This is a genomic window from Microcoleus sp. MOSTC5 (assembly GCF_036701825.1).
Classification (GTDB): Bacteria; Cyanobacteriota; Cyanobacteriia; order Cyanobacteriales; family Microcoleaceae; genus Microcoleus; species Microcoleus asticus.
The window spans coordinates 1-23,058 of sequence record NZ_JAUBRK010000019.1; the positions used below are offsets into that span (position 1 = coordinate 1).

The 23,058-nt window shown below is 48.4% G+C and carries 18 protein-coding genes and 1 pseudogene; 6 read left to right on the top strand and 13 right to left on the bottom strand.

All coding sequences use genetic code 11. The features are described 5' to 3' along the window. Positions 1–77: 77 nt before the first annotated feature. Positions 78–224 (top strand): annotated as a pseudogene (locus QUA54_RS12480) (IS1 family transposase); the annotation flags it as partial. A gap of 15 nt (positions 225–239) precedes the next feature. Here QUA54_RS12480 and QUA54_RS12485 read toward each other — a convergent pair. The 7 genes from QUA54_RS12485 to pilM all read right to left on the bottom strand — a co-directional run bounded on the left by QUA54_RS12485 (position 240) and on the right by pilM (position 10,125). Beyond that, positions 240–1,718: an NAD(P)/FAD-dependent oxidoreductase gene (locus QUA54_RS12485; protein WP_333414881.1), complete on the bottom strand. Its 1,479-nt coding sequence runs from the start codon at positions 1,716–1,718 to the stop codon at positions 240–242. Positions 1,719–1,971: 253 nt separating this feature from the next. Continuing rightward, complete coding sequence (cobD, locus tag QUA54_RS12490; RefSeq protein ID WP_333414882.1) at positions 1,972–3,102, bottom strand: threonine-phosphate decarboxylase CobD; 1,131 nt, start codon at positions 3,100–3,102, stop codon at positions 1,972–1,974. Between the two features lie 15 nt (positions 3,103–3,117). Beyond that, positions 3,118–3,408 carry an HU family DNA-binding protein gene (locus tag QUA54_RS12495; protein WP_172186158.1) on the bottom strand — a complete coding sequence of 97 codons (291 nt, stop codon included), beginning with the start codon at positions 3,406–3,408 and terminating at the stop codon, positions 3,118–3,120. Between the two features lie 719 nt (positions 3,409–4,127). Continuing rightward, positions 4,128–6,512: an AMIN domain-containing protein gene (locus QUA54_RS12500; RefSeq protein WP_333414883.1), complete on the bottom strand. Its 2,385-nt coding sequence runs from the start codon at positions 6,510–6,512 to the stop codon at positions 4,128–4,130. 374 nt (positions 6,513–6,886) lie between these two features. After that, positions 6,887–7,687 carry a pilus assembly protein PilO gene (locus QUA54_RS12505; RefSeq protein ID WP_333414884.1) on the bottom strand — a complete coding sequence of 267 codons (801 nt, stop codon included), beginning with the start codon at positions 7,685–7,687 and terminating at the stop codon, positions 6,887–6,889. Then, entirely contained in the window at positions 7,684–8,589 is a 906-nt protein-coding gene (locus QUA54_RS12510) for a PilN domain-containing protein (protein WP_333414885.1), read from the bottom strand. Before QUA54_RS12510 ends, QUA54_RS12505 begins: the two co-directional genes overlap by 4 nt. A gap of 441 nt (positions 8,590–9,030) precedes the next feature. Continuing rightward, positions 9,031–10,125, bottom strand: coding sequence for a type IV pilus assembly protein PilM (gene pilM / locus QUA54_RS12515; RefSeq protein ID WP_333191571.1), 1,095 nt, complete (start codon positions 10,123–10,125; stop codon positions 9,031–9,033). A 172-nt stretch (positions 10,126–10,297) separates the two neighbouring features. Between pilM and QUA54_RS12520 the strand changes: the two genes are divergently transcribed. The 3 genes from QUA54_RS12520 to QUA54_RS12530 all read left to right on the top strand — a co-directional run bounded on the left by QUA54_RS12520 (position 10,298) and on the right by QUA54_RS12530 (position 12,754). Further along, positions 10,298–10,516, top strand: coding sequence for a hypothetical protein (locus tag QUA54_RS12520; RefSeq protein WP_333414886.1), 219 nt, complete (start codon positions 10,298–10,300; stop codon positions 10,514–10,516). Next, positions 10,506–11,789, top strand: a complete 1,284-nt coding sequence (locus tag QUA54_RS12525; RefSeq protein WP_333414887.1) for a sugar ABC transporter substrate-binding protein — start codon at positions 10,506–10,508, stop codon at positions 11,787–11,789. Before QUA54_RS12520 ends, QUA54_RS12525 begins: the two co-directional genes overlap by 11 nt. A 389-nt stretch (positions 11,790–12,178) precedes the next feature. Further along, a complete protein-coding gene (locus QUA54_RS12530; protein WP_333414888.1) occupies positions 12,179–12,754 on the top strand; it encodes a Uma2 family endonuclease in 576 nt (191 codons plus the stop codon). Positions 12,755–12,759: 5 nt separating this feature from the next. Here the strand turns inward: QUA54_RS12530 and QUA54_RS12535 are convergent, their stop codons facing one another. After that, on the bottom strand, positions 12,760–14,025 hold the full coding sequence (locus tag QUA54_RS12535) for a folylpolyglutamate synthase/dihydrofolate synthase family protein (protein ID WP_333414889.1): 1,266 nt from the start codon (positions 14,023–14,025) through the stop codon (positions 12,760–12,762). Between the two features lie 69 nt (positions 14,026–14,094). Between QUA54_RS12535 and QUA54_RS12540 the strand changes: the two genes are divergently transcribed. Beyond that, positions 14,095–15,129: a DNA cytosine methyltransferase gene (locus QUA54_RS12540; protein WP_333414890.1), complete on the top strand. Its 1,035-nt coding sequence runs from the start codon at positions 14,095–14,097 to the stop codon at positions 15,127–15,129. Between the two features lie 67 nt (positions 15,130–15,196). Here the strand turns inward: QUA54_RS12540 and QUA54_RS12545 are convergent, their stop codons facing one another. After that, positions 15,197–16,435: a Zn-dependent hydrolase gene (locus QUA54_RS12545; RefSeq protein WP_333414891.1), complete on the bottom strand. Its 1,239-nt coding sequence runs from the start codon at positions 16,433–16,435 to the stop codon at positions 15,197–15,199. Positions 16,436–16,532: 97 nt separating this feature from the next. On the opposite strand from QUA54_RS12545, the gene QUA54_RS12550 reads away from it, so the two are divergent. Beyond that, a complete protein-coding gene (locus tag QUA54_RS12550; protein ID WP_333414892.1) occupies positions 16,533–17,036 on the top strand; it encodes an allophanate hydrolase-related protein in 504 nt (167 codons plus the stop codon). An 85-nt stretch (positions 17,037–17,121) separates the two neighbouring features. Here the strand turns inward: QUA54_RS12550 and puuE are convergent, their stop codons facing one another. From puuE to QUA54_RS12570, 4 genes are all read right to left on the bottom strand, one after another. Continuing rightward, entirely contained in the window at positions 17,122–18,045 is a 924-nt protein-coding gene (gene puuE, locus QUA54_RS12555; protein ID WP_333201159.1) for an allantoinase PuuE, read from the bottom strand. A gap of 89 nt (positions 18,046–18,134) precedes the next feature. Continuing rightward, on the bottom strand, positions 18,135–18,848 hold the full coding sequence (locus tag QUA54_RS12560) for a GntR family transcriptional regulator (protein ID WP_333414893.1): 714 nt from the start codon (positions 18,846–18,848) through the stop codon (positions 18,135–18,137). Between the two features lie 296 nt (positions 18,849–19,144). Then, on the bottom strand, positions 19,145–21,382 hold the full coding sequence (locus tag QUA54_RS12565) for an iron uptake porin (RefSeq protein WP_333414894.1): 2,238 nt from the start codon (positions 21,380–21,382) through the stop codon (positions 19,145–19,147). 182 nt (positions 21,383–21,564) lie between these two features. Next, the gene (locus QUA54_RS12570) at positions 21,565–22,689 is read right to left on the bottom strand and encodes an ABC transporter substrate-binding protein (RefSeq protein ID WP_333414895.1); all 1,125 of its coding nucleotides are present in this window, start codon (positions 22,687–22,689) and stop codon (positions 21,565–21,567) included. Positions 22,690–23,058: the final 369 nt, after the last annotated feature.

Below are 23,058 nucleotides of genomic sequence, written 5' to 3' on the forward strand. Positions count from 1 at the left end.
CAGAGGTACTGGAATAAAAACTAATCCTCCTATTTTTAAAATCTTAAAGCCTCCCAAGCCTTAAGTAAACCGTATTGAGTTATATTGAACGATTCAACAACACCTTACGCCAGCGAGTTTCTCGCTTAGTACGCAAAACCTTGTCGTTTTCAAAGTCATTAGACAACCATATCGGTGCAATCTGGTATTTCATCCATCATTATAATGCATCATTACTTGTTTAGCACTACCGGATTTCTTTACTTATTCCAATACCTGCGCCAGTGAAACAGATTCTCCCATAAATTGCGCGAAAAAGTATTGCTACCCAAGCGCTGCGACTCCCAAAGAGCAGCAGTTTGACCGTTAATTGCCGAAAAACTCGACCAAATATAAGGAAGTTGGGCGATCGCCTCAACCTTCATCCCGTGACGCACAGCCAAAGCGCTCGCGTGAATCAACTCAGCAGCTTGCGGCCCCACAATACTCGCTCCCAAAATCTCCCCGTTGCGACGCCCGACAATCTTACAAAAACCCGTTGTATCCCCGGACATTTGAGCTCTTTCAACATTCTTGAAATATTCCCGACAAACAATGAGATCGTCTCCAAAACGGCGCCTTGCTTGCGCTTCAGTCAAGCCAACCCTCGCCAACTGCGGATCGGAAAAAATCGCCCAAGGAATCCCGCGATAATCTATTTGAAACAGGGGCAAAAACAAAGCATTTTTCACAGCAACCGCAGCTTCGTAATTAGCGATGTGAGGGAACGGATAACCCCCAGCAACATCGCCGATCGCATAAATGCGGCGATTAGTTGTTTGCAGCTTTTCATTTAAAATCACCCCCCGAGCGCTGAATTGAACCTTAGCCGCTTCGAGATTTAACGATGAAAAATTGTGCCCTCTACCGGCGGCTAGAAAAATCTCCTCAGCTTCGATCGCCCTTGGCCCAGCTTGAATCCACTTTTTACCCTCAATCACCCTAGCTTGAGTCACCTCAGTAGCAGTGAGAATCCGCACTCCTTCAGCTTCCATTCCAGCTTGCACCAAACCAGCAGCCTCCCGGTCTTCTTTAGCCAAAATGTGCGAACTTTTCACCACCAAAGTGACAGCAACCCCGAGCCGAGCAAAAGTCTGAGCCACTTCGACACCGCTGGGATCTGCGCCGATTACAGCCAAACTTTTAGGCAACTGTGAAAGTTTTGCTAATTCCCCGACAGTTTCCGAAGTAAAAAAGCCAGCAGACGAAAGTCCTTCAATATTGGGAATCGCCGGCAGAGTTGGACAAGCTAGCAAATAACAGAGCGATCGCAATGAACGCCCGCCGACAACAAAAGCCAAATCCGGTTTCGCAACAAACTCGCCGCTGCCAAAAATAACATCGACTCCGCGAGCAGCCAAAACGCCGAGAGAATCAATTTCTGACAAATTAGAAACAACACCCTCGGCCCACTTGAGAACCCCGTCAAACCGCAATTCGCTCGGCATGGAGGAATTAGCGAGTTCCCAGCGAACGCCCAACTGCTGGCGGCTTATCTGCTGGGCAAAACGAGCAGCCTCCCTAAAAGTTTGGCTGTATCTCAAACCAAGGTCGATCGACTCTTTTCCCCCAGTCGGCAAATCTTGCGAATTACTTAGCGGTTCCACCAAAGCAACGCGGGCCGGGAAATTAGTTGCAGTCAAAGCAGCATAACGTCCGGCCGGAGTCCCACCAATAATCACTAAATCATAGTCAAGCATAAATAAAGAAGTCAGTAGTCATTAGTCATTAGTTAGTAGTTTAGGACGATCCGTGCGCGGGGTCAGAAACCCGGTTTCTTCCTAGATATTTCGCTGCAAAACCCAAGATTTATCATAGAAACCGGGTTTCTTGGGGATGTCCGCTCAAACGACCAATAAAATCGGTTTGTCAACTTTTATTGGTTGTTAACAGTCAACAGTCAACTGACAACTGACAACCGTCAACAGTCAACTGACAACCGTCAACAGTCAGCTAACGAATAACTTCGGCAAGTGCAGCAATCAGCCGCAGATTGTCCGCCCTTGAGCGCACAGCTACTCGAAAAAACCGATCGCCCAACTCAGGAAAACTCAAACAATCCCGAATCAAAATCCGGTGTCGTTCCAACAGACTTTTTTGAATCAAAGAAACCGACATCGACGACTCAACCAACAAGAAATTAGCCGCTCCGGCAATTGGCTGCAAACCCGGTAAATTAGCCAAACCCTCAAATAGCTCTCGGCGAGCCACAGGCAGCCAATCCCAAGTTTGCCGCTCAAACACAGTATCTCGCACTACAGCAGCAGCAGCAGCAGCAGCCAAAGCATTCACAGGCCAAGGATCGCGCTGCAACTGCCAGCGGCCCAGAATATCGGGATGGGCGATCGCACAGCCCAACCGCAGTCCCGGCAGAGAATAGAATTTAGTGAGCGATCGTAAAATCACCAAATTCGGAAACTCCTCAACAGCATCGATCAAAGTTTCCTGCTTAGAAGGCGGTAGAAAGTCCATAAAGGCCTCATCTACCACCACCATACCTAACTGCTTCACATAAGGCAAAATCGCCTCCCTATCAAACAGCAAACCCGTAGGATTGTGCGGGTTGTTCAGGAGTAAACCTCGATCGGCATCGAGAGCAAGAGGAACCGGGAGATGGAAAGAAGGGGAGACAAGAGAACGGTTAGAAACCGACAAATCATCCGTTACTAACCGGCGAACAGGGTCCGCGTCCAACAATTGGAGAGCCAAAGGACATTTGAGCACCTTCGCCCCGAAAGCCGAAAGAGCCCGCCAGTAATCGCCAAAAGCCGGAGTCACCAAATAAGTCGCCTCCAGCTTCGACAAATCCCAAGCCGCCCAAGTCAACAATTCCGCCGAACCATTCCCCGGCAAAATCCAATCCGGGTCAACATTCAAAGCCTCACCCAAAGCAGTCCTGAGCTCTCCATAATCCGGGTCTGGGTAAGCCGTCAGACTGCTCAAGTGTGCTTGAATCGCATCCAGGGCCGACTCAGGAGGGCCCAAAGGACTGATACTCGCAGAAAAATCGAGAATAGCAGAGGGAGGGCAGCCTGCCAGTGCGGCTGCCCAAGCTAAATTCCCACCGTGTACAGGTCTAATCAAGACTCAGTTCGCCAGTTATTCCGCGTTTTTCGGCGGTGCAACTCTGTCCTTAAACAACTTCCCTGCGGAAAATGCAGGAACTCGGGTTGCTGGGATTTCCATCTTGTCGCCAGTTTTGGGATTGCGACCCTCGCGGGCTTTGCGTTCCCGCGACTCAAACGAGCCAAAACCGACCAGCGTCACCTTATCGCCGTCGGAGACAGCTTCCATGATTGCTTCCAAGGCTGCACTCAAAACAGCATCTGCCTGTTTTTTAGTGACACTAGCCTTTTCTGCCACTACATCAACCAATTCACCTTTGTTCATTGCGCACTCCTTCAGGGTTTGCAAAATACGTCAAACAGAGTTCAACTATTAGCTGTGAGTTATCAACTGCATGGGGGTGTGGCTTGGGAGGTTTGGGTTGTTCCCTTTGGCTCCTGTCCGCTTCCCCAATTCAAAACTCCTGCTGAATACTAATTACCCTAGGGTAATTGGTCAGAAAAGGAATTTTTGTTTCTAATTGCTGAAAACCCCACAGCATCTAATTTTCACTGCATTATTCTAAAGTCTTGCCGACCGTTATGGATCGGTGGAACCTTTAATTTATATGGAACTTGGCAACTTTTTAGAATTAATACCCAAAATTAGGTAAAAAAATACCACTTTGGAGAGAAGATTTCTCGCCTCGGTGGATGTCAAAGCCGAAAAAAATGAAAAACAGAAAGAATAAAATGTCATTTGTCAAGGGCTAAAGGAAAAAAGTTTTCCTTCTTCCTTCTTCATTTCCTGCTCTTTTCTTCCCCCCGTGGGGCAGGGCTGTTTCATTCTCCCGAAACCCGCCACGGACTTCAGTCCCTGTCTCATAGCTGAAGTCGTCTTCAGACGACTGAGAAAATCATTTCTAGTCCTCTTGCAGAGAACTAATCAGTTCTTTAGTCCTCTGCAAGAGGACTTTAGCTTTGAGGCAGGGGTTGAAACCCCTGTCTGACTGAGGGGAAAGAGCGTTAAGTTGACACCAATGCCCTCTTATCTCTTCCTTCGCTCTACTGTCTCGGCTGGACGGGCTGACTGCGCTGCAATAGTTGGCGCGCGTCGGGACTGATGTTGTTTTGGTAGCCAAAGTTCGATCGATCGCTATCATCCAAAATCTGCGGAGTCAGCAATACAATCAACTCCGCCCGCTGGTTTGCCTTATCGGTGCTCCTGAACAGCGAACCGATAATCGGCAAATCTCCCAAAATCGGAATCTTGTTCGCTGTAACCCGTTCTTCGTCGCGGATAATCCCCGAAACAATCAAAGTCTGACCGTCCCGCAGGCGAATTAACCCCGATTGCAACGAGCGCTCGCCCAGCAGAGTGATCTGATTGGTGTTCGCGCCAGTCGAAAGGTTTTGAGTGTTGCCGGGTGTCCTGATAATCGGGTTCACCCGCAGAGAGACAAAGCCGTTGTCGTCAACCCGATCGATCGCCACCCCCAACTGCAAACCAGCCCTGTCTTTGACAGCCGTCACCGTTTGGGTACTTGTATTTCCAGTAGTCTGCGTTTGCGACGTGATGTTAGTAATCACCTCATCAGTAATATTCACATTCGCCGTTTCTCCTTCTTGAACGACTAGAGTCGGATCGGTCAGGATTTTGGCATTCCGGCTTTCAATAGTTGCCCGCAACGCCGACAGGAACCTCCTGGGATATTGGAACAGCGGGAACAAGCCGAAAGTTGCTTCTCCCACAGAGGTTAACGCTCCAGTGGTTAAGTCTCTCCCAAACGGCGTGTAATCGGTAATCCCAACTCGCGTAGGGTCAGTAGTAATCGGCGCTGTCGGCTGCACGAACAACCCGCCGCCGGGTGCTGTCAGCGGCACGTTAAGTAGCCTGCCGTTCGGATCGTACAAAGGCTCCCCGAATACTGGGTTGCCGACGATCGGTCGAGCGATGATCCCGTTAAGGGGATCCCCGCTGGGCGGATTGATGCCGCCAAAATTGAGACTTGCTGCTCCATTGTCATTGACGAAGAAATTGTTATTAATTCCGAAAGAGAAACTGCTGTTGGTTCTGTTGCTTCCCACCAAGTTGATATCGATCACCTTGACGTTGACAGCCACTTGACGGCGGCGCAAATCTAGCTGTGTCAAGAAAGCCACAGCCATGTCAACTTTGCGCGGGTCGCCCACTAAAGTGATGGAATTGAGCCGAGAATCCGCCAGCACCGACAGTCCCCTCAGCAAGAGCGGCCCGGTGCCTTCCCTAGCGCCGATCGCCTTAATGTCCGGTTCCCTAATTTCCACATCCCGCGCCGCATTTCCCTGGCCCACGCTTTGAATAGTCACCCGAGTAATCGGCAGTTGAGTTTCCGCGCCTTGAGCGCTCAAAAAGTTAGCTGCATCCGTAGACCGAACTTGATTGAGCCGCAGAGTCCGAATGATAATATTGCGCGAGTCGATCGGCAAGCTAGTCCCTACAAAAATCGTCCGCCCCTGGCGGTTAGCTTGCAGCCCGCTAATCCGCAGCACGTAGTTGAAAACATCTTGCACCGACTCATTTTCGATGTCCAAGGAAATCTTCGGCCCTTCATCGGAGCCTGTCGCTCCCGGTGCGGCCGCAGGTTGGCCGGGTTGACCGGGGGCCCCGCCGCCTGTAAAAGCGATGTTCAATCCCGCAGCGCGGGCCAGCAGAGCCAAAACGTCCCGGACTGGGGCATCCCGCAACACCAAGCGGGGGATGCGTTCTCCCGAACTCAGTTCAATATTTCCCACGCCGGGGGCGATGTTAGACACCGCGATATCTCCCAAGGGGGGAGCCACGGCCCGCGGTTGGAAAGGCGGCGCCTGATTTGTCTGAGATTGAATCTCGCTGGGGAGGGGCGGGCGATCGTTCCTGGTAACAGTAACTTCGGGATTTGGCAGCAGCACGCCTGGGTTTTGCGACGTGCGAATTTGGGGAGCCGGCCGGGGAGCTGTTTGGCTCAGCGGCAGTCCCGGAGGTGGCGGAGGTGCAGTTTGGGCAGACTGTTCAGTCCCGCCCTGTCCGGCAACGCTGAGGACGATGCTTTGGCCTTGTCCGGGAACAATTTGTCCGTTGGGAACTCCGTTGGTGCCCGCCACCACAACGCGGATGCTGTTAGCCTCTACCTGGCTGATTTCTACTGAAGAAATTCCCGGAGCGGGGTTATCTTGACGGAAGCTGTTGCCTTGTGGCAAGCGGAGCTGGGTGTTAATAATTGTGGCTTGGTAAGTATTGCCGTTATTGATGGCGAAAACTTGCGGGCGATCGCCCTTTTCCGTAGCTAGGACAATATTTACCCCATTATTGCCTTGACTTACTTGCACTCCTGTGACTTGAGTCGGCACTGCCAAGACGGGGGCTTGGGCGATGATAACTCCTGCAGCGCTGCATAAGAGTCCTCCACTTAACCGTAGATGCTGTTTCACGTTCTCTCCTCAACTACACTTTGTTATTTGTTGTTAGCAGTCTTTTGTCGCTAGCTGCTAAACTGACTGAAAGATTCTCGATTCGATCCTTTTTGAAAGGAGAAGTTATGCCCTTTTCGATTTTAGATTTTCGATTAGGAATAACTGAATGATATAAGGGTTAGAAGCTATCCTACAGTTTCATTATTTTTTGGAACTGATATTAGAATAAATTCGGTCTTAGACCGAATTTTTGAGTGCCATATAATAAATTATTTGATGGCATTCCTAATTTTTTGACTTCTACCTTCAATCTTCAAAGTTCTACCTTCTGCATTCTCCATTTTTGTGAAATAGCGACTTGGGAATAATAGCTAATATCCGCCAAACAACCGCTACTTAGCAACAGGACTCGGAGCCGCAATTGGCGCTTTTTCTTCTTGCTTTAATGGCAGCAGCGCGTGCAAGTCAAAAGCAGTTTTAATTTTAGTTGGCGGCTGCTCCACAGGAACTATTTTCCCTTTCAAAAAGTCAACTTCAATTGCCTGATTTGATGCTAGCAATTCAGATTTCAAATTCCTCACTACCAACAGCGACTGCATCAACTCCAAGTTACGCATAAAATTGCGGGTTTGAGCGAAAGTGCCTTCAAACTCTACCTTAAATTTTTTGCGTCTGAGCTTGCCAGCCAGGGACGGCCCGAAGGAGGTATCGGCCAGAATATCTGGGTCTGGAGCTCCCGGCGCGGCCGTTGCTGCTGCTGGCGGGATATCCGGCTCAAATTTGGTAATTTTAGCCTTGAGGTCATCTCCTTGCACGCCGGCGTTGATTCTATTAACCAGTTGGGTCATGTCCAGCAAAAGCGTGTTGGCGCTGGCGTCGCTGGCAAACATTGCCGTCACGTTGGCGCGGCGCTGTTTTGCTTCTTCTTGCTTTGCTTCTGCTTCTGCCTTTTTTTGAATTTGAGTTTGCAATTGCAGTTGCGTTTGCTTGCTTTCGCTAATTTTTTGCTTGAATTCGCCGCTTTTTTGGAATTCGGGCAGTACGAACTGGTAGCCGAGGTAGCCGGCAATTCCGAGACCTAGAACCGCGACGCCGATTGCTTGGACTTGGGGCGTCAGCTTAATCCCGAATATTTCCTTAGCCCCTGTATCTTCTGCTTGTCCGCTAGGACCATACTCATTTGCTAATGTCATTGTTTTTTAACCTCTGGTTTTTGTGGTTCTAGCACTCCTTTTTCTTGAAGTGTTTCTATCCGTATTGCTAGCCCGTCTGCTTGCTTGCTCCGCAGCTCGGGGAGCAACTCGGAGGCTCCCGTCGGGCTGAGCGTTGTTTCAATTTTATATTCCACCACCGGCCGCAGTTTGGGAAGTTCTGCTGGTGCTGCTGCGTTTTGGTTGCGCACTTGTAATTGTGCGGGGTTGTTTTTTAATGTGGCCGCTACCAGTTTGGTATCGGTGTTGAGGAAGAAAGGAGAGCGCTGGACTAGCAACATAAAGTCGTTAACTTGAGCAAAGGTACTTGCTATCCCTGAAATTTGTACTTTTGCTGCCTGCTGCGGCAAAACGACGGGGGCGGGAGCAGCAGCCGGGGTGGGGCTGGCTGGAGACGGACTCGCCTCCGGGGAGGCAGCGGGAGTTGCTGCGGGGGGAGGGGGTGCTGCTGCAACGGGGGACGGACTGGGGTCGATTTGCTCGATTTTGGCAATTTGCACTCCCGCCGGAGTGCGGGCACTCAGGTCTTGCAGCATCGCCGACCAAGGTTTAATTTGGTCGAATACTCCGGCTAATGCTTTGTATTCGGCGGTAACTTGGTCGGTTTCGGCGTTGATGGCTTTGATGGTGTTGGCTTGAGTGTTTAACTTTGCCAGTTCTTCGTCGATGGTTGCTTGTTGTGCGGCCAAGTTGGTATTGTCGTTAGTCGCCCACCACCAAGCGCCCATGACTGCGGCGTTGAGGCCGAAGGCAAACAGCAGCGCCCCAATTAGGGGCAGTTGGTCTTTGGCTCCACCCGAACTTTTTTTAGCTGAGCTTTTGGCTGCTGCGACAGGTTTGTAGTCCGGCCGGTCGTTGAGAAAATTAATATCTAGGCTGTACATGGCTTCACTCGATTTTATAGCAGAAGGAAGAAGGTAGAAGGCACAAGGTAGAAGGTAGAAGGCACAAGGTAGAAGGTAGAAGGTAGAAGGTAGAAGACACAAGGAAGAAGGTAGAAGTAAGAAGGAATCGACCGCTTATGTTTCAGCAATTAAGAAGGTCCTAACTGTCTTGGCTGTTGCTATAGATTTAAATTTGAAATTTTAGATTTTTGACAGAACCCAAGATTGCTGGTACAAGTGAAGGATTTATTTAGGGAAGAAAGAAACAACTTTCTGCCTTCTACTGAAGGAATGGGCTGCTTCTACCTCAGAGATATTCTACCTTTTACCTTCTACCTTCTACCTCCAATATTCTACCTTCTGCTTTCTGCCTTCTTCTTTGGGCAGGGGTTTTTACCTAAAATTCTCAAATCGGTTTTTCTCCCATCTAAAACTGTTAGGTCACATCACCTCCCTCAGTCCTAAACCTAGGGCGACTCCTAAACCTGCTCGCTGTTCTGGGGTAATTTCTTCGCTGATTTCGAGTCCTAGGGTTTCGATGGGATCGACTTGAGATGCCGGCAAGCTTAATCTTTGCATGAAAAATTCGTCTAGTTTGCCGATCGCAGCTCCAGGACCCGCTAGCAGCAATTGCGCTACTTCGAGTTCTTCGCTCTGGTTGAGGTAAAAGTCTACTGAGCGGCGCAGTTCGTCTGCTAGTTCTCCCAATACTTTAATCATCGCATTTGTGCCGGGATTGGCGTCTCCAGACGCGCCCATTGTATCTGTGACTGGCAGAGTCATGCCTTGCAGTTCGCTGGTGTCTCTGGTTGGCGGCAGGTTCATAGCTTGGTTGAGGGCGGTCTGGATTTGGTAGGTGCCGATCGGGATGGTACGGTTGAACTGAGGTATGCCGTCCACTACTATAGCTAACTCGGTGCTGTCAAATTCTATGGCGGTGAGAACGGCTGCTTCTTGGGAGGAAAATTGTTGCAGTTGTTCTTTGAGGGTGCGGATTAGGGCAAAGCTGGTTACTTCTAGTACGTCTATAATCAGTCCGGCTTCTTTGAAGGTTTCGATGTATGTGTCGGTAACTTCTCTGCGGGTTGCGACTAACACGACCTGCACTTTTTCTACTCCGTCGTCATCTACAAAAAGGCCTATTTTTTGATAGTCTACGTCGGCGTCTTCTCTGGGAAACGGCAAGTACAGTCCTGCTTCTGCGTTCATGTAATCCCGCAGTTCTTCCTCGTTGAGCTCTGCGGGAACAGGGATTAAGCGGATGACGGCTTCGCGGCCGGGAATGGCTGTGGCTACTCGCTTGGCTTTGATTTTGTTTTCGGCGAGGACGGCTTTTATTAGTTCTGCCATTCCTGGCGGATCGACTATTTGTCCTTCTTGTACATAGTCTTCTGGAACTTCTATTGAGGCTAGGATGCCTAATTTTAATGCCTGAGCTTTCTTTTCGAGCTGAATGATGTTGATGCGGTCTGGGGCTATTTCGATCCCGATTCCTGGCTGGCGTTGGGAAAGTAGACCTTTGAAAAAGTTAACCATGTGATTGGGTCGCCGGTAATTGCTATTTTTTTCTTTTGTAGTTGGCCAGCCTGATTCAGCGCGCGCGGTGTTGGAGGGTTGGTTTCCAACTGCCGCAAGAGTGCTGCAATCTCGGTATCCCGCCGTAGCTGCGCAGATCCGTCTGTGTTGCGCGATCGCTAGTTCCGATTTTATGCTATCCAATTTACTTGACAATAGCTATTCTGCTGCGAATGTCAATAAATTCCAGCTCGATCGACCGAAAACCTGCCGATTCTGCACAAAAACAGACTATCTCGCTCCTGGGCCCAGGTACAAAACTCTGTTACTGACTCGATCGCGCTTGATTCGGGCGATCGCTTTTTTCTCTAACGGTTCCCATAACTCTCAAATTTTATTCTATGAAACGTAAATCTTGGCAACTGTTTGCTGTTTTTGGGCTGGTGGGGCTGCTGCTGGCTGCGGTGGTGAGTTGCAGCAAGCCGGCTGTTAATTCCCAGGCAAATAATACGCAGGAAATCGAGTTCTGGACTATGCAACTTCAACCTCAGTTTACTGAGTATTTCAACAAGACAATCGCCGGTTTTGAAGCGGAAAATCCGGGGGTGAAGGTGCGTTGGGTGGACGTTCCTTGGTCGGCGATGGAAAGCAAAATTTTGGGGGCGGTTTCGGCGAAAACTGCGCCGGATGTGGTGAACCTGAATCCCGATTTTGCTTCGCTGTTGGCTGGACGCAATGCTTGGCTGGATTTGGATTCTCGGATTCCGCAGCAAGTTCGATCGCTCTATCTCCCAAATATCTGGAAAGCTAGTGTACTCGACGGCAAGAGTTTTGGCATTCCTTGGTATCTCACGACTGGGGTGACAATTTACAATACGGAGTTGTTAAAGAAGGCTGGAATTGCTAAGCCTCCTGCTACCTATGCCGAGTTGGCACAGGTTGCGAAGCAGGTGAAGGAGAAGACTGGTAAGTTTGCTTTTTTTGTGACTTTTGTGCCGGAAGATTCGGCGGAAGTTTTGCAATCTTTCGTGCAGATGGGTGTGCCTTTGGTTGATGCGAAAGGCAAGGCGGCTTTTAATACTGCTAAGGGCAAAGCTGTTTTTCAGTATTGGGTAGATTTGTACAAGAACGGACTTTTGCCGCAGGATGTTTTGGTGCAGGGACATCGTAGGGCGATCGAGCTTTATCAAGCTGGGGAAACTACTTTGTTAGCTTCTGGGCCTCAGTTTTTGAAGGCGATTGGTGAGAATGCGCCGAGTATTGGTGCTGTTTCGGCTGCTGCGCCTCAAATTACGGGGGAAACAGGTAAGAAGACTGTGGCGGTGATGAATTTGGTTGTGCCCCGCGACAGCAAGCGCCCTGATGATGCTGTCAAGTTTGCTCTGTACGTGACTAATTCTCAAAATCAGTTGGCTTTTGCTAAGGCTGCTAATGTTTTGCCTTCTACGGTTGAGGCTTTGCAGGACGATTATTTTAAGACCGTTCCGACTGATGCTCCTGCAGCCGATCGAGCTCGCGTTGTTAGTGCTTCTGGGTTGAGTTCCGCCGAGCTATTGATTCCGCCTCTCAAGGATGTTAAGAAGTTGCAAAAGGCGATTTATGACAATTTGCAGGCGGCAATGTTGGAGGAGAAGTCGGTAGACCAAGCTGTGGCTGATGGGGCTAAGGCTTGGGATCAAAGGTAGTTTTTAATTGAAGCTGGGGCGGGATTTTATTTTCTCTCGCCCCTTGCTTTTTTTAGCCACTTGACGTATTATTAAATAATGGAAATATGTGCGACCATATATAAGCAGATATAAGCTTTTAAGTTATTAAATGATTAAATTACCGCCTCTTCAAAAGGCGGAGTCAGAGGAGAAAACTCGATAGGTCAAGCTCGACTACTTGAGAGGTAAATGTTTCTGGATCAGAACGCTCGCTCATCCCAGAAACCGAGTTTATTTATCCCGTGCGATGGCCTTTATCAATTCAGCTTGATTGATGATTTGTAGGAATACAGCCTGAATTCCTCAAATATTCAGAAATTTGACTGGTGTTAAAATTAAAGCTCAGATCGGAATAGGAGAAAATTCTTATGCCAGCGATGACACTCAAAGATTTGAACCAAGTTCAAACCCTTTTTTCCGAAGCGGGTTTAGATTACAAAATTGAACTAGAAGACGGGAGACTTTCAATTGTGGGGCCATCAGACATCGTATCAAGTGAAATCAGCAGTATTTTGATTCGCTTGCTGGGTAACTGGGTTTATCCCCGTCGCTTGGGGAGAGTCTTTGACTCCGCAGGCGGTTTCATCATGCCGGATACGAATGTCAAAGCACCGGATGTTTCTTTTGTGCGGGCCGCCCGCTTGCGCCAAAGTCCGCGTTATTTTGGAGAACTTGTCCCCGATTTGGTGGTTGAGATTAAATCTCAGAGCGATCGTATTAAGCCTATAGAAAACAAGGTTTTGAAGTTTATAGAGTTGGGTGCGATCGTCGGAATTCTGATCGATCCTGATGAAGAAACAGTGACTATTTATCGCTCTACAGGTGAACCGACTGTTTTAGGAAATGGCGATATCTTAACAGTAGCAGAACTTTTTCCCGGTTGGGAATTGCCCGTTTCAGAATTGTGGCCTCCTATCTTTACGGAGGAAGAAACACAATTCTGATGCGTTTAAGCTTGGGATTGTTGTTGTTGCAGAAAATAGCCGACGAGATAAAGCGAACCGCAAAGGATTGTTAGGTTGTCACCTGTAACAGCAGCATCTAAAGCTGTTGTTAAGTCGGGGAAGGCTTGACAGAGAGTTAATTCGGGACACATAATTTGAGCGAGGGCTGCTAATTCTGCGGGGGATGATGAGTTTGGATCGGGTACGGGTACTAGGTAAAGTCGATCGCCCTTTTTGAGTAATGCTTTCAAAATATCATCGCAGTCTTTAGTCGCAAGAATGCCAATTACCCAGTTAATCGGTGACGGGTGATTGTTCAGGCGATCGACATATTCACGCAGGGCGATAGCTGCGGCTGGATTGTGCGCGCCGTCAATTAATATATTGCGGTTTTTCCAAGTTGTCTGCTGGAGTCTTCCGGGCCATTGGGTTTTGGCGATACCGTTTTCGATGGCGGTTGGGGAAATTTGCCATCCTTGGTTTTGGAGAGTTTGCAAAGTTGCGATCGCAATTGCTGAATTCATTAGTTGAATTTTTCCCAGCAGCGGCAATTGATATTTTATTTTAACCGCATTTTGATTTAACTGATATTCTGCGAATCCTTGTCCTAAATCTATTGCTGGTTTTACCCAACTTGCCGGACAGTCTAATTCTTGAATGCGTTTTTCTACCACTATTCTAGCTGATTCTGGCAATTCTCCGATCACTGCCGGACATTTTGCTTTAAGAATTCCCGCTTTTTCCCCAGCAATATCGGCGACAGTGGGGCCGAGTATTTGCCAGTGTTCAAGACTGATAGAAGTAATGACGCTAGCGAGAGGTGTTTCGCAAACGTTAGTCGCGTCTAATCTACCGCCCAATCCAGTTTCTATGACTGCGATGTCTGTTTTTTGTTCGGCGAAATACAGCCAAGCTGCTGCGGTGATTATTTCAAATTGAGTGGGAGTTTCGGTGTTATTTTCGGTGGCGGCGACAACTCGTTCTAGACACTGTTGCAATGCTGTTGGGGCAATCGGTTTTTGGTTGATGCAAATTCTTTCTGTCCAATCGATTAGGTGCGGGGATGTGTAGCGCCCGACTCGATAGCCCGCTTCTGTTAGTACGGAAGAGACATAAGCGCAAACGGAACCTTTGCCATTGGTGCCGGCAATGTGGATAATGGGTACTTGTTGGTGGGGGTTGTCTAGTTTTTGGAGAAGTTGGTGAATTCTTTCTAAGCCGAGATGGACGCCGAAATGTTGGTAAGATTGAAGGATGGATTCTGAATTCATTGAGGATTATTGGATTTTTTAACGAGTCGCGAAGGCGCGAAGGAAGAGAGGAGATAGATGTCGATTGGTATGAATATTATTTCTCTGTTTTCGGGTTGTGGCGGATTAGATTTGGGTTTTCGCTTAGCTGGCTTTAATCCGGTTTGGGCGAATGAATATGATAAGTCTATTTGGGATACGTATAATTTCAATCATCCTGAAACTATTTTAGATCGCAGAGATATCAGAAAAATCAAATCTGATGAAATTCCCAACTGTATTGGGATAATCGGCGGCCCTCCTTGTCAAAGTTGGAGTGAAGCAGGGGCGAAACGAGGGATTGATGACAGTCGGGGTCAACTTTTCTGGGAGTATATCAGAATTGTGCGGGACAAGCAGCCTTTGTTTTTTTTAGCTGAGAATGTTAGCGGTATCTTAGCTCCCAGAAACAAGGAAGCTTTTACTTATATATTATCGCAGTTTGAGGAGATCGGGTATCGGGTTTCGTACAAGTTGTTGAATGCTAAAAATTTTGGTGTTCCGCAAGATAGGCAAAGGGTGATTGTTGTTGGCTATCGGGAAATTCTGGGTTTGGGTTTTGAGTTTCCCGCACCTGGAACCGAGGTTTTGACGCTGAAAGATGCGATTTTGGATTTGCAGGCGATCGCCCCTATGTCAGTTAAGGGTAAATTAGATAATTATCACGATTCTGTCCCAAATCACGAATGTGCGGATTTGGGGTTTTCGAGCATTTATATGTCGCGAAATCGAGTGAGAAGTTGGTCGGAACCTTCTTTTACAATTCAGGCGAGCGGTCGACACGCACCTCTCCATCCTCAAGCTAATAAAATGATTTTAGTTGCTAAGGATAAACGCATTTTCGATCCTAATTCGCCTCACCCTTACCGCAGATTGTCTGTCAGGGAATGTGCTAGAATTCAGACTTTCCCGGATAAGTTTATTTTTAAGTACAAGCAGATTGCTGATGGATATAAAATGGTGGGTAATGCTGTTCCTGTGAATTTGGCTAGAAATTTGGCGAGTAAGATTTTTGAAGATATTGTCATAGGGAATCGGGAATCTGGCATCGGGAATCGGGCATCATCTTTATTATCTGTCATCTGAATTTTGTCAACTAACCTATGTTTTTAGGACGTTTTGAATTGCTGAAAGCATCGCTTATTCTGCTGCCCTAGTCGTAAAGCCGATCGAGCTTCAAGAACGTTTGCAACAGCGCATTTGCTCCCTGAGTGCACTGTTCGGGGGAAGTATATTCATCTTCTGCATGGCTGATGCCGCCGCGAGAAGCAACGAAAATCATCCCCATATCGGTAAACCGTCCGATTTCTTGAGCGTCGTGTCCGGCGCGGCTGATTAAATGGGTGTAACTCAAGCTTAATTCCCGGCAAACTTCTGCAATTGCATTTTGAATTTTTGGTGCTGCTAGCGTCGGCAATACGTGCAGCATTTCGGTCATTTCAACTTCGGTTTGGGTGGCAAGTGCGATCGCCCCAAACTCCTGTTTCATTTTAACTAACAACTCTTCCAAATGAGTTTGAGATATATCGCGCAAGTCGATTTTAAAATCCACCTTTCCCGGAACAATATTTGTAGCATTCGGCGACACATTTAAGTAACCCACCGTTGCTACCTGTTCTCCGGGTGTTTCTACTCCCAGCTTGTTGACTGCCAGTACCATTTGTGCGGCGGCTACCAGCGCATCTTTTCGGGCGTGCATGGGCGTCGATCCGGCATGATTCGGGCGGCCCGTTACCGTTACTGCATAGCGGTACTGTCCGACAATGCCTTTGACTACTCCTATTTCGTCGGCGGTACTTTCCAAAACGCCTCCTTGTTCGACGTGCAGTTCTACAAAAGCTGCTATTTCTTGGGGATGGCGTTTGGCATCCCCAATTTTTGACCAATCTCCGCCAATTTTTCCCAAGCAAGTTTCAATGGAAGTACCGTCGCTGCGTCGGTAATATGCCGCGTCGCTGATTGTATTTCCGGCCATCGCTTTGCAGCCGATAACGGTGCATTCTTCGTCAGTAAATACGATCGTCTCAATGGGATGTTCCAAGCGCACGTTATTTTCGTGCAGTACCCGCACCACTTCAATGCCTGCCAAAACTCCCAAAACTCCGTCGTAATGGCCGCCCACAGTCACGGTGTCGATGTGAGAACCTGTGGCTAGCGCTGCACCTTCGCGCTTTCCGGGATATCGACCGATAATATTCCCCGCCGCGTCAATGCGAACTGTCATCCCTGCTTCTACCATCCAAGATTCAACGAGTTGGCGGGCAAGCAAATCTGCTTTGGTAAATGCTACCCGACTGACGCCTCCTCCCGGTAGTTTGCCAATTTGAGCGAGTTGGGCGATGCTGCGGTTGAGGCGCGACCCGTTGACTGAAAGTGTAAATGTAACTGTCATCTAAAGTTCTGCTATTGATTGATTTAACTAATTGTTGTATACTGTATGCAATAGCATTTAAATAGGCGAAACAATGTAGCCTTGTTTACAAAAATCGATGGCTTTGGCACTTAAACTGCTGTATGCAAAACACAGTAAGCAGAATAAAGGCGATCGCGGCCATTTAACTGTACAAAAAAGCACAATTTTTTATCGGGTGGATATGACTCAAACAGCAATTGCAGCCAAACGAGTGTTTATTTGCGGTTCTGCCCTTCGGGGTCAGCCGGACAACAGCAACCTTGGAGAAGCCAAGTTTATCCGAGAAGCGAAAACTCGTCCGATTTACCGCTTGCACTCCGCAGAAAATGGCTGGCATCCTGCAATTTACGAAGTGGCCGCCTCCGGCGTATCAATTCCGGGCGAAGTGTACGAACTGACTCCAGAGCAATTTGAACAGCTTGCAGCCGGAGAACCGCCGTATATGTATCCGTCGGATGTGGTTTTGGAGGACGGGGAAGTGTTAACGGCTTTCTTGTACCCGCGGGAGTTAGTGGAGAAGTACCAGTGGCTGGATATTTCCGATCGAGGTGGGTGGGCCGCTTATAAAGCGGGTTCGTAGTAGGGACACGGCAGTGCCGTGTCCCTACGGATTTCAGACACGGCAGTGCCGTGTCCCTACGGATTTCAGGTTTGTAGTGAGGACTTCAGTCCTCCTTGGAGACTATCGGCTTGTGATATTCGTGCCAGTGTCGGGCAATATCGATGCGGCGGCATACCCACACCTTTTCGTGCTGCTGCACGTAATCCAAAAAACGCGCCAGGGCAGCAGCGCGCCCCGGCCTGCCCGCCAAACGGCAGTGCAGTCCCACACTCATCATCTTGGGTGCTGTCTCGCCCTCGGCGTAGAGTAAGTCGAAAGCATCCCGCAGGTAAGCAAAAAACTGATCGCCGGAATTAAACCCCTGACTCGTGGCAAACCGCATATCGTTGTTGTCGAGGGTGTAGGGAATTACTAGGTGGGGTCTGGCGCACTCGTACACCCAGTAAGGCAGGTCATCCGCGTAGCTGTCGGCATCGTAGAGAAAACCGCCTTCCTCGGCTACTAGCTTGCGAGTATGGGGGCTAGTGCGCCCGGTATACCAGCCGAGGGGACGGCTGCCTGTAACTTGCGTATGGAGGGCGATCGCCCTGTGCAAGTGCTCCCGTTCCGCTTCTTCTCCAAAATACTTATAATCGATCCAGCGGTAGCCGTGGCTGGCAATTTCCCAATCGGCCTCTAACATCGCTGCTACTGCTTCGGGATGCCTTTCTAATGCCATCGCTACCCCGTATACTGTTACCGGAATTCCCCTCGAAACAAACATCCGGTGCAGCCGCCACAAACCGGCCCGACTGCCGTATTCGTAACAGGATTCCATATTCATGTGGCGCAGTCCCGATAGGGGGACGGCCCCGACAATTTCTGACAGAAACGTTTCCGAAGACGCATCTCCGTGCAGGATGCAGGTTTCTCCGCCTTCTTCGTAATTGATGACAAATTGCACGGCTATGCGCGCTCGATCGGGCCATTTGGGGTGGGGCGGATTTTGCCCGTAACCGATTAATTCTCGCGGATAATTTGCTGACATATTACAGTGCGAGCGTCCCGCTCGCGATCGTTAATTGAGATTGTCGCTCTGGCGATCGGGAGAGATTTTTTTTAATGGTAAGATCGCCTTTATTTTAACTTATCTATTTTCCCGTGCTGCTGTTCTATCTCCTGAATTTCTTTAATTACCCGCGCTTTGCTGGCGATTAAATGTTCTTTAATTGCTTGCCCTGCGGCGGCAGCATTCTGTTCGCTCACAGCTTGATAAATGCGGCGGTGTTCGCTGCGGATTTCCAATACTCCCGGATTGTATTCCATTGTGCGGAGCCGCACTAATATCATTTTGTCAAACACCTGATCCAACAGAGTTACTAACCAAGAATTGCCCGAACTTTGGGCTAGCAAACGGTGAAATTGGCAGTCTGCGTACAATAATTGATAGTTTGTCAGTTCGCCCGATCGCGCCTGTGTGTTATTTTCTGCTTGTTGGACGATCGATTCGAGTTGTTTCAATTGAGCGGGTGTAGCATTTTGACTCGCTTGAGCCGCCGATAACTGTTCCAAAGCGATGCGGCAATCGTAAAGATCCGCAGCATCGGCGATCGAAAGCGTAGCGACGCGCAATCCATTATTCGGATCGGCCGTCACTAAATTCTCTCGTTGCAGTTGGCACAAAGCTTCTCTCACCGGAGTTCTGCTGACGTTTAGCATTTGGGCCAGTTGTGTTTCGATCAGGCGTTCTCCACCTGCTAATTCCCCCGACAGGATAGCAGTTCGGAGAGCTTGGTAAGTTTGTTCGTGGAGGGATTGAGTGCGGCGAATCGCGCGAAATGAAAGGCCCAAAATCAGTTATCCTTCAGTTTAAAATAAAGTTAGTTTACTATTGTTAAAAAGGGTTGATTCAGCCTCCTATCTAAAACTTTTATGTTAAATGAGAGTTTGTTTTGGCTGACTCATTATCAATGATACAGCACATTGACGCTTCTGTAGCAGATAGGTATAGATTGCAGGTGACATTTGTAGGGACTATAGATTGTACGCGACACCTGTAGGCAGACGGCAGTGCCGTGTGCCTACCCGCACCTGCAACTGTAGGCATACGGCATTGCCGCGTGCCTACTTAAAAGCCGCGTGCCTACTTAAAAGCTAAACTGAGTGCGAAGATTTCCGACAAATACAGTAGGGTTGCCATCAAAATTGTTGGCATTGAAAATAGCGTAAAATGCCGGGACGATCGCAATATTATTAGTAATCGGGTAATAGTACGAACCCTCTACCTCGTACTGAGTACCTCCATTACCCCCGCCCGACAGCAAAAATCTGCGGCCCGATATATAATTGTGGGGAATCACAAATGAAAGTACACCCAGCGCGCCCTTTTTTCCGAAATCAGGAAATCCCATCCCGACTTGAAAAGACTGTACTTTAATATCTCCGCCAGAGCGATCGCGATTTACCGGATTTACCTCAAGTTGCCCGTAGGAATACCGCCCGAATAAACCAAAATTTCGGGTCAGCAACCAATCAAAATTGACAACAAAAGCATCTGCACCGGAGTCTCTAACTCTTCCCCCAAAACCGTCATCTGCATAGCCGTAAGGCAGCGGCTCGCCCACTGCACCGCCGATGAATCCATTATAAGGTTTGAGGCTCGATCGCGCGTAAATCAGCCTGAGATTGAAAGAGTTGCTGGGAGAGTATTCTAATTGCGCTGTAATCGTGTTTGAACTGTTGAACAAACCATCGCTGGGATTGCTAGCGGTATTGAATACCGCAGGATTCAAAAATTCGGTATTTTCAGCCATATAAGCAGCCGTAAACCTGACTGGTTTGGCAATTTGCCAAATGACAGCAGCACCCGATCCGCGATCTACTGCATTCAACAGTGTACTTCCGTTCGAGTTAAAACTCGTTGCTCCTCTGAGAAAAAACGTGAAGCGGTTGCCGTCAAAGTATCGATAATAATTCAACCGCGGCCCGATCGAAACTTGAACTTTATCTCCTACCGGAAACGTGTAGGACATCTCGCGAATTCCCACATTATTAGCCGTCGGCACGCCAGTCTGATCTAAAAACGGCGTTCCCCAAGAGTTGTAAAAACCCGCCGATACCAGTTCGTTCGCAGGCGAGTTGCCGTTGCCAAAAACTAACTGAGTCACCAGGGAATCTTTGCCCGTAAACGAGGTATTTAGCGTCAAGAAAGCGTAGTAGCTAAAAGTAGTTTCAGGTCGATCGCGATCGACGCGAGTCGGTCGATTGTTTGCATCCCGAGTTGGGGGAGCAAAGGCGCTGTTCGGGGCAGTGCGGCTGCGTTCGGCAGTGATGTCGCCTGTGGGAAATGCTGATGTGAGGTTGAACCAAACCGTAGCATTGAGTTTCGTTGTGGTCGAGAATTGATTAGATTCTAGCTCCGCCGTGCGAGCTTCTAATACATCGACTCTACCGCGCAGCGTTGCTAGTTCTGCCGCAAATTCTTCTTGCAGTTTCTGAAGTTTTTCTAAATCTTCTTTTTTGACAAAATTCGAGGTTCCGCCTGTTATCAACTCGGAAATTTTATCGAGGCAAGCGTTCAAGCCGGCTGCGAATTCGTAGCGAGTAATGGCTCGATTTCCGCGATAAGTACCGTCGGGATATCCTGCGATGCAGCCGTAGCGTTCAACTAATGATTGCAGTGCTTGAAATGCCCAATCTGTGGGTTTGACATCGCTGAGTTGGGAAACTGAGGTGACTTGCTCTATTTCGGAAGCGTCGTTTATTTCCAGGCTATCTATCTGTTGGATATCGTCAATACTTGCCGGCGCCAGATTTTCCTGCGTTTGCATTGACTCTGCCAATACGTTCGCTCCGCCGGATTCTTTGGCTGCTGTTTCTGTAAGTTTTACCTCGTTTTCTTGAGAAAATGCTGGAACTTTTTCCGGCTCTGTTTCTGGTTGATTTTTGGGTGCGATATCGGCGGATTTTTCTGGTGTTACCGCTGGATTTGTCTGGGTGGGAATTGGTGCGGTCGCAATTTGTGCTTCGCCGGATTCTTCAGTTACTGTGTTGGCAGGTGTAACATCGTTTAGCTGAGAAACTGATGTGACTTGATCGCTGTCTGGAGTGAGTGAATTATTCTCCTTTTGTTGTCGATCGTTTAGTTCGATCTTGGCTGCTATTTCTGGCGTTACCGCAGGGTTTATCTGTGTTTGACTTGGTGCGATCGCCACTGGCGATGCAACCAATTCTGCTAGCGGTAACTCTGCTGTCAGGGCTTTTGCTTCCTCGGTTTCAGCAGCGGCAATTTCCGCAGCAAAGCTGGCAGGACAATGCAGAAAATTAATACAAAAAAAGGCTGGCGTTGCTGTCAGCAGGATTTGGAAAAACAAAAATTTAGACATGATCCTCACACCGTAAATAGCGAAATTAGAGGCAGAGCCTCCGGATCTGCGTTACCAGGCTCTGCCTGGTAACGAGTAGAATACCCCTCGATTTCTTAGTCCGCGCAGGCGGACTTTGTTTGTGTAGTAGCGGTTTCAACCGCCGAGCGATCTCGGACAACGGCAATATATTCGATCGACTTTTAAGTCAACGGTTTGCGATCGGCAGCAGCAGGTAAAGCCCGCTCTTCTTTCGGAGGCAAGTAGCTCTCATCAAATATCTGATTAACTGGCGGAGCTGCTATTTGTAAGACTTCTGCTACTTGTTTGGCTGTGGCTTCGAGACGCGTTGGATCGACTCCTCCCAAGCCAACTTTTTCAACTTCGGGAGTGACGTACAGCCTTTCTAAAGCAATTTGCAGGCGGCGCTTTTCCGCATTTTTGTCCATCAAGCTATCTCCAGCTTTCACCACCGATTCCAATCCGGCTGCCGGATCTTTTAATGTATCTTGAAGTCCTTTAAAATACGCTCTCAAAAAGCCTTTTACTACTTCTGGATTTTTTTCTAAAAAGGCTTTTTTAACAACGATCGCATTTCCGTACAAATTTAAACCGTTCTCGGTGTAGTAAAAGACATTCATATCTTCCGGCTTTTTGCCTGCTTTTTCTAATGCAGGGATTATCGTTGTTGCAAAGCCGCTCACCGCATCCACATCGCCTTTAATTAATAATGTTTCGCGCAGCTTTGGCTCCATTGTAATCCACTCTACCGAGTCTGCCTGCACGCCCGTTTTTTGGGCAAATACCGGCCACAATTTGCGGGGTGCATCTCCTGCAGGAGCTCCTAGCTTTTTGCCGGCTAATCCTTTAGGATCTGCAATGTTGCTCGACTTGAGGGCAACAATAATTGCAAAAGCCGATCGGTTGTAAGGTATTGCAACTGCTACTCCTGGATCGTTTGGATTCTTGGCTTTGAACTCCATCATCGAGTAAATATCGCCAAATCCGCTCTCGAATTGACCTGCTGCAACTTTGGTAATTGTGTCAGATGAACCGTAGCCCCGCTCGATTTTGACATCCAATCCTTCGGCTGGGAAATAGCCTTTTTCAATGGCAATTGTTAGCGGTGCATTGTCGCCTTGCAGCAGCCAAGATGGATTGACTTTGATCGTGCGTTTCTGTGCGGTGTCAGCCGCCGCTGTTGTAGTTGCTCCCCCCGGTGCAGGGGTAGTTGCTGCATTCGGCTGCTGAGATTGGCAGCTACTCAGGATGACTGGACTTGCAATCAGCACTAGGGATAGCGATCGTACTAACCACGTATTTTTCATGGAGAAAAGCTTGCTATTTGGACAACCAATCAAAGAAAAAACCTATTTAGCGCGCCAAACACTATCGCTAATCTCTGCGGATATTGCGTCCAAGTTAAGCAGCGCTCTGGCTTGCCGTATACCGTATACTCTAATTACTTGACGTACTGTATACAGAAACACATTTATTGGGTTTTCGTCAAACAACAATCAAATAAATAAGTTGTTATTTTCGGCCGCACTGGCTGATACTGCGATCGCTTACTTGCTTGTGCGAAACTTGGTATGTTATGATACAGAACACTTCCGAATTATCAACAATAAATAGATAAATTTGAAATTGTTTTTGTATACCCGATAGAGGTGACGAGATAATGTTGAGATAATACT

What these genes read in the sequence shown, in the direction of transcription:
- QUA54_RS12540 (WP_333414890.1), top strand. Translation starts at nt 14,095, where the DNA reads ATGAATATTATTTCTCTGTTTTCGGGTTGTGGCGGATTAGATTTGGGT.
- pilM (WP_333191571.1), bottom strand. Translation starts at nt 10,125, where the DNA reads ATGGTTAACTTTTTCAAAGGTCTACTTTCCCAACGCCAGCCAGGAATC.
- QUA54_RS12545 (WP_333414891.1), bottom strand. Translation starts at nt 16,435, where the DNA reads ATGACAGTTACATTTACACTTTCAGTCAACGGGTCGCGCCTCAACCGC.
- QUA54_RS12520 (WP_333414886.1), top strand. Translation starts at nt 10,298, where the DNA reads ATGCTATCCAATTTACTTGACAATAGCTATTCTGCTGCGAATGTCAAT.
- QUA54_RS12550 (WP_333414892.1), top strand. Translation starts at nt 16,533, where the DNA reads ATGGCTTTGGCACTTAAACTGCTGTATGCAAAACACAGTAAGCAGAAT.
- QUA54_RS12565 (WP_333414894.1), bottom strand. Translation starts at nt 21,382, where the DNA reads ATGTCTAAATTTTTGTTTTTCCAAATCCTGCTGACAGCAACGCCAGCC.
- QUA54_RS12525 (WP_333414887.1), top strand. Translation starts at nt 10,506, where the DNA reads ATGAAACGTAAATCTTGGCAACTGTTTGCTGTTTTTGGGCTGGTGGGG.
- QUA54_RS12510 (WP_333414885.1), bottom strand. Translation starts at nt 8,589, where the DNA reads ATGTACAGCCTAGATATTAATTTTCTCAACGACCGGCCGGACTACAAA.
- puuE (WP_333201159.1), bottom strand. Translation starts at nt 18,045, where the DNA reads ATGTCAGCAAATTATCCGCGAGAATTAATCGGTTACGGGCAAAATCCG.
- QUA54_RS12505 (WP_333414884.1), bottom strand. Translation starts at nt 7,687, where the DNA reads ATGACATTAGCAAATGAGTATGGTCCTAGCGGACAAGCAGAAGATACA.
- QUA54_RS12485 (WP_333414881.1), bottom strand. Translation starts at nt 1,718, where the DNA reads ATGCTTGACTATGATTTAGTGATTATTGGTGGGACTCCGGCCGGACGT.
- QUA54_RS12570 (WP_333414895.1), bottom strand. Translation starts at nt 22,689, where the DNA reads ATGAAAAATACGTGGTTAGTACGATCGCTATCCCTAGTGCTGATTGCA.
- QUA54_RS12495 (WP_172186158.1), bottom strand. Translation starts at nt 3,408, where the DNA reads ATGAACAAAGGTGAATTGGTTGATGTAGTGGCAGAAAAGGCTAGTGTC.
- QUA54_RS12535 (WP_333414889.1), bottom strand. Translation starts at nt 14,025, where the DNA reads ATGAATTCAGAATCCATCCTTCAATCTTACCAACATTTCGGCGTCCAT.
- QUA54_RS12530 (WP_333414888.1), top strand. Translation starts at nt 12,179, where the DNA reads ATGCCAGCGATGACACTCAAAGATTTGAACCAAGTTCAAACCCTTTTT.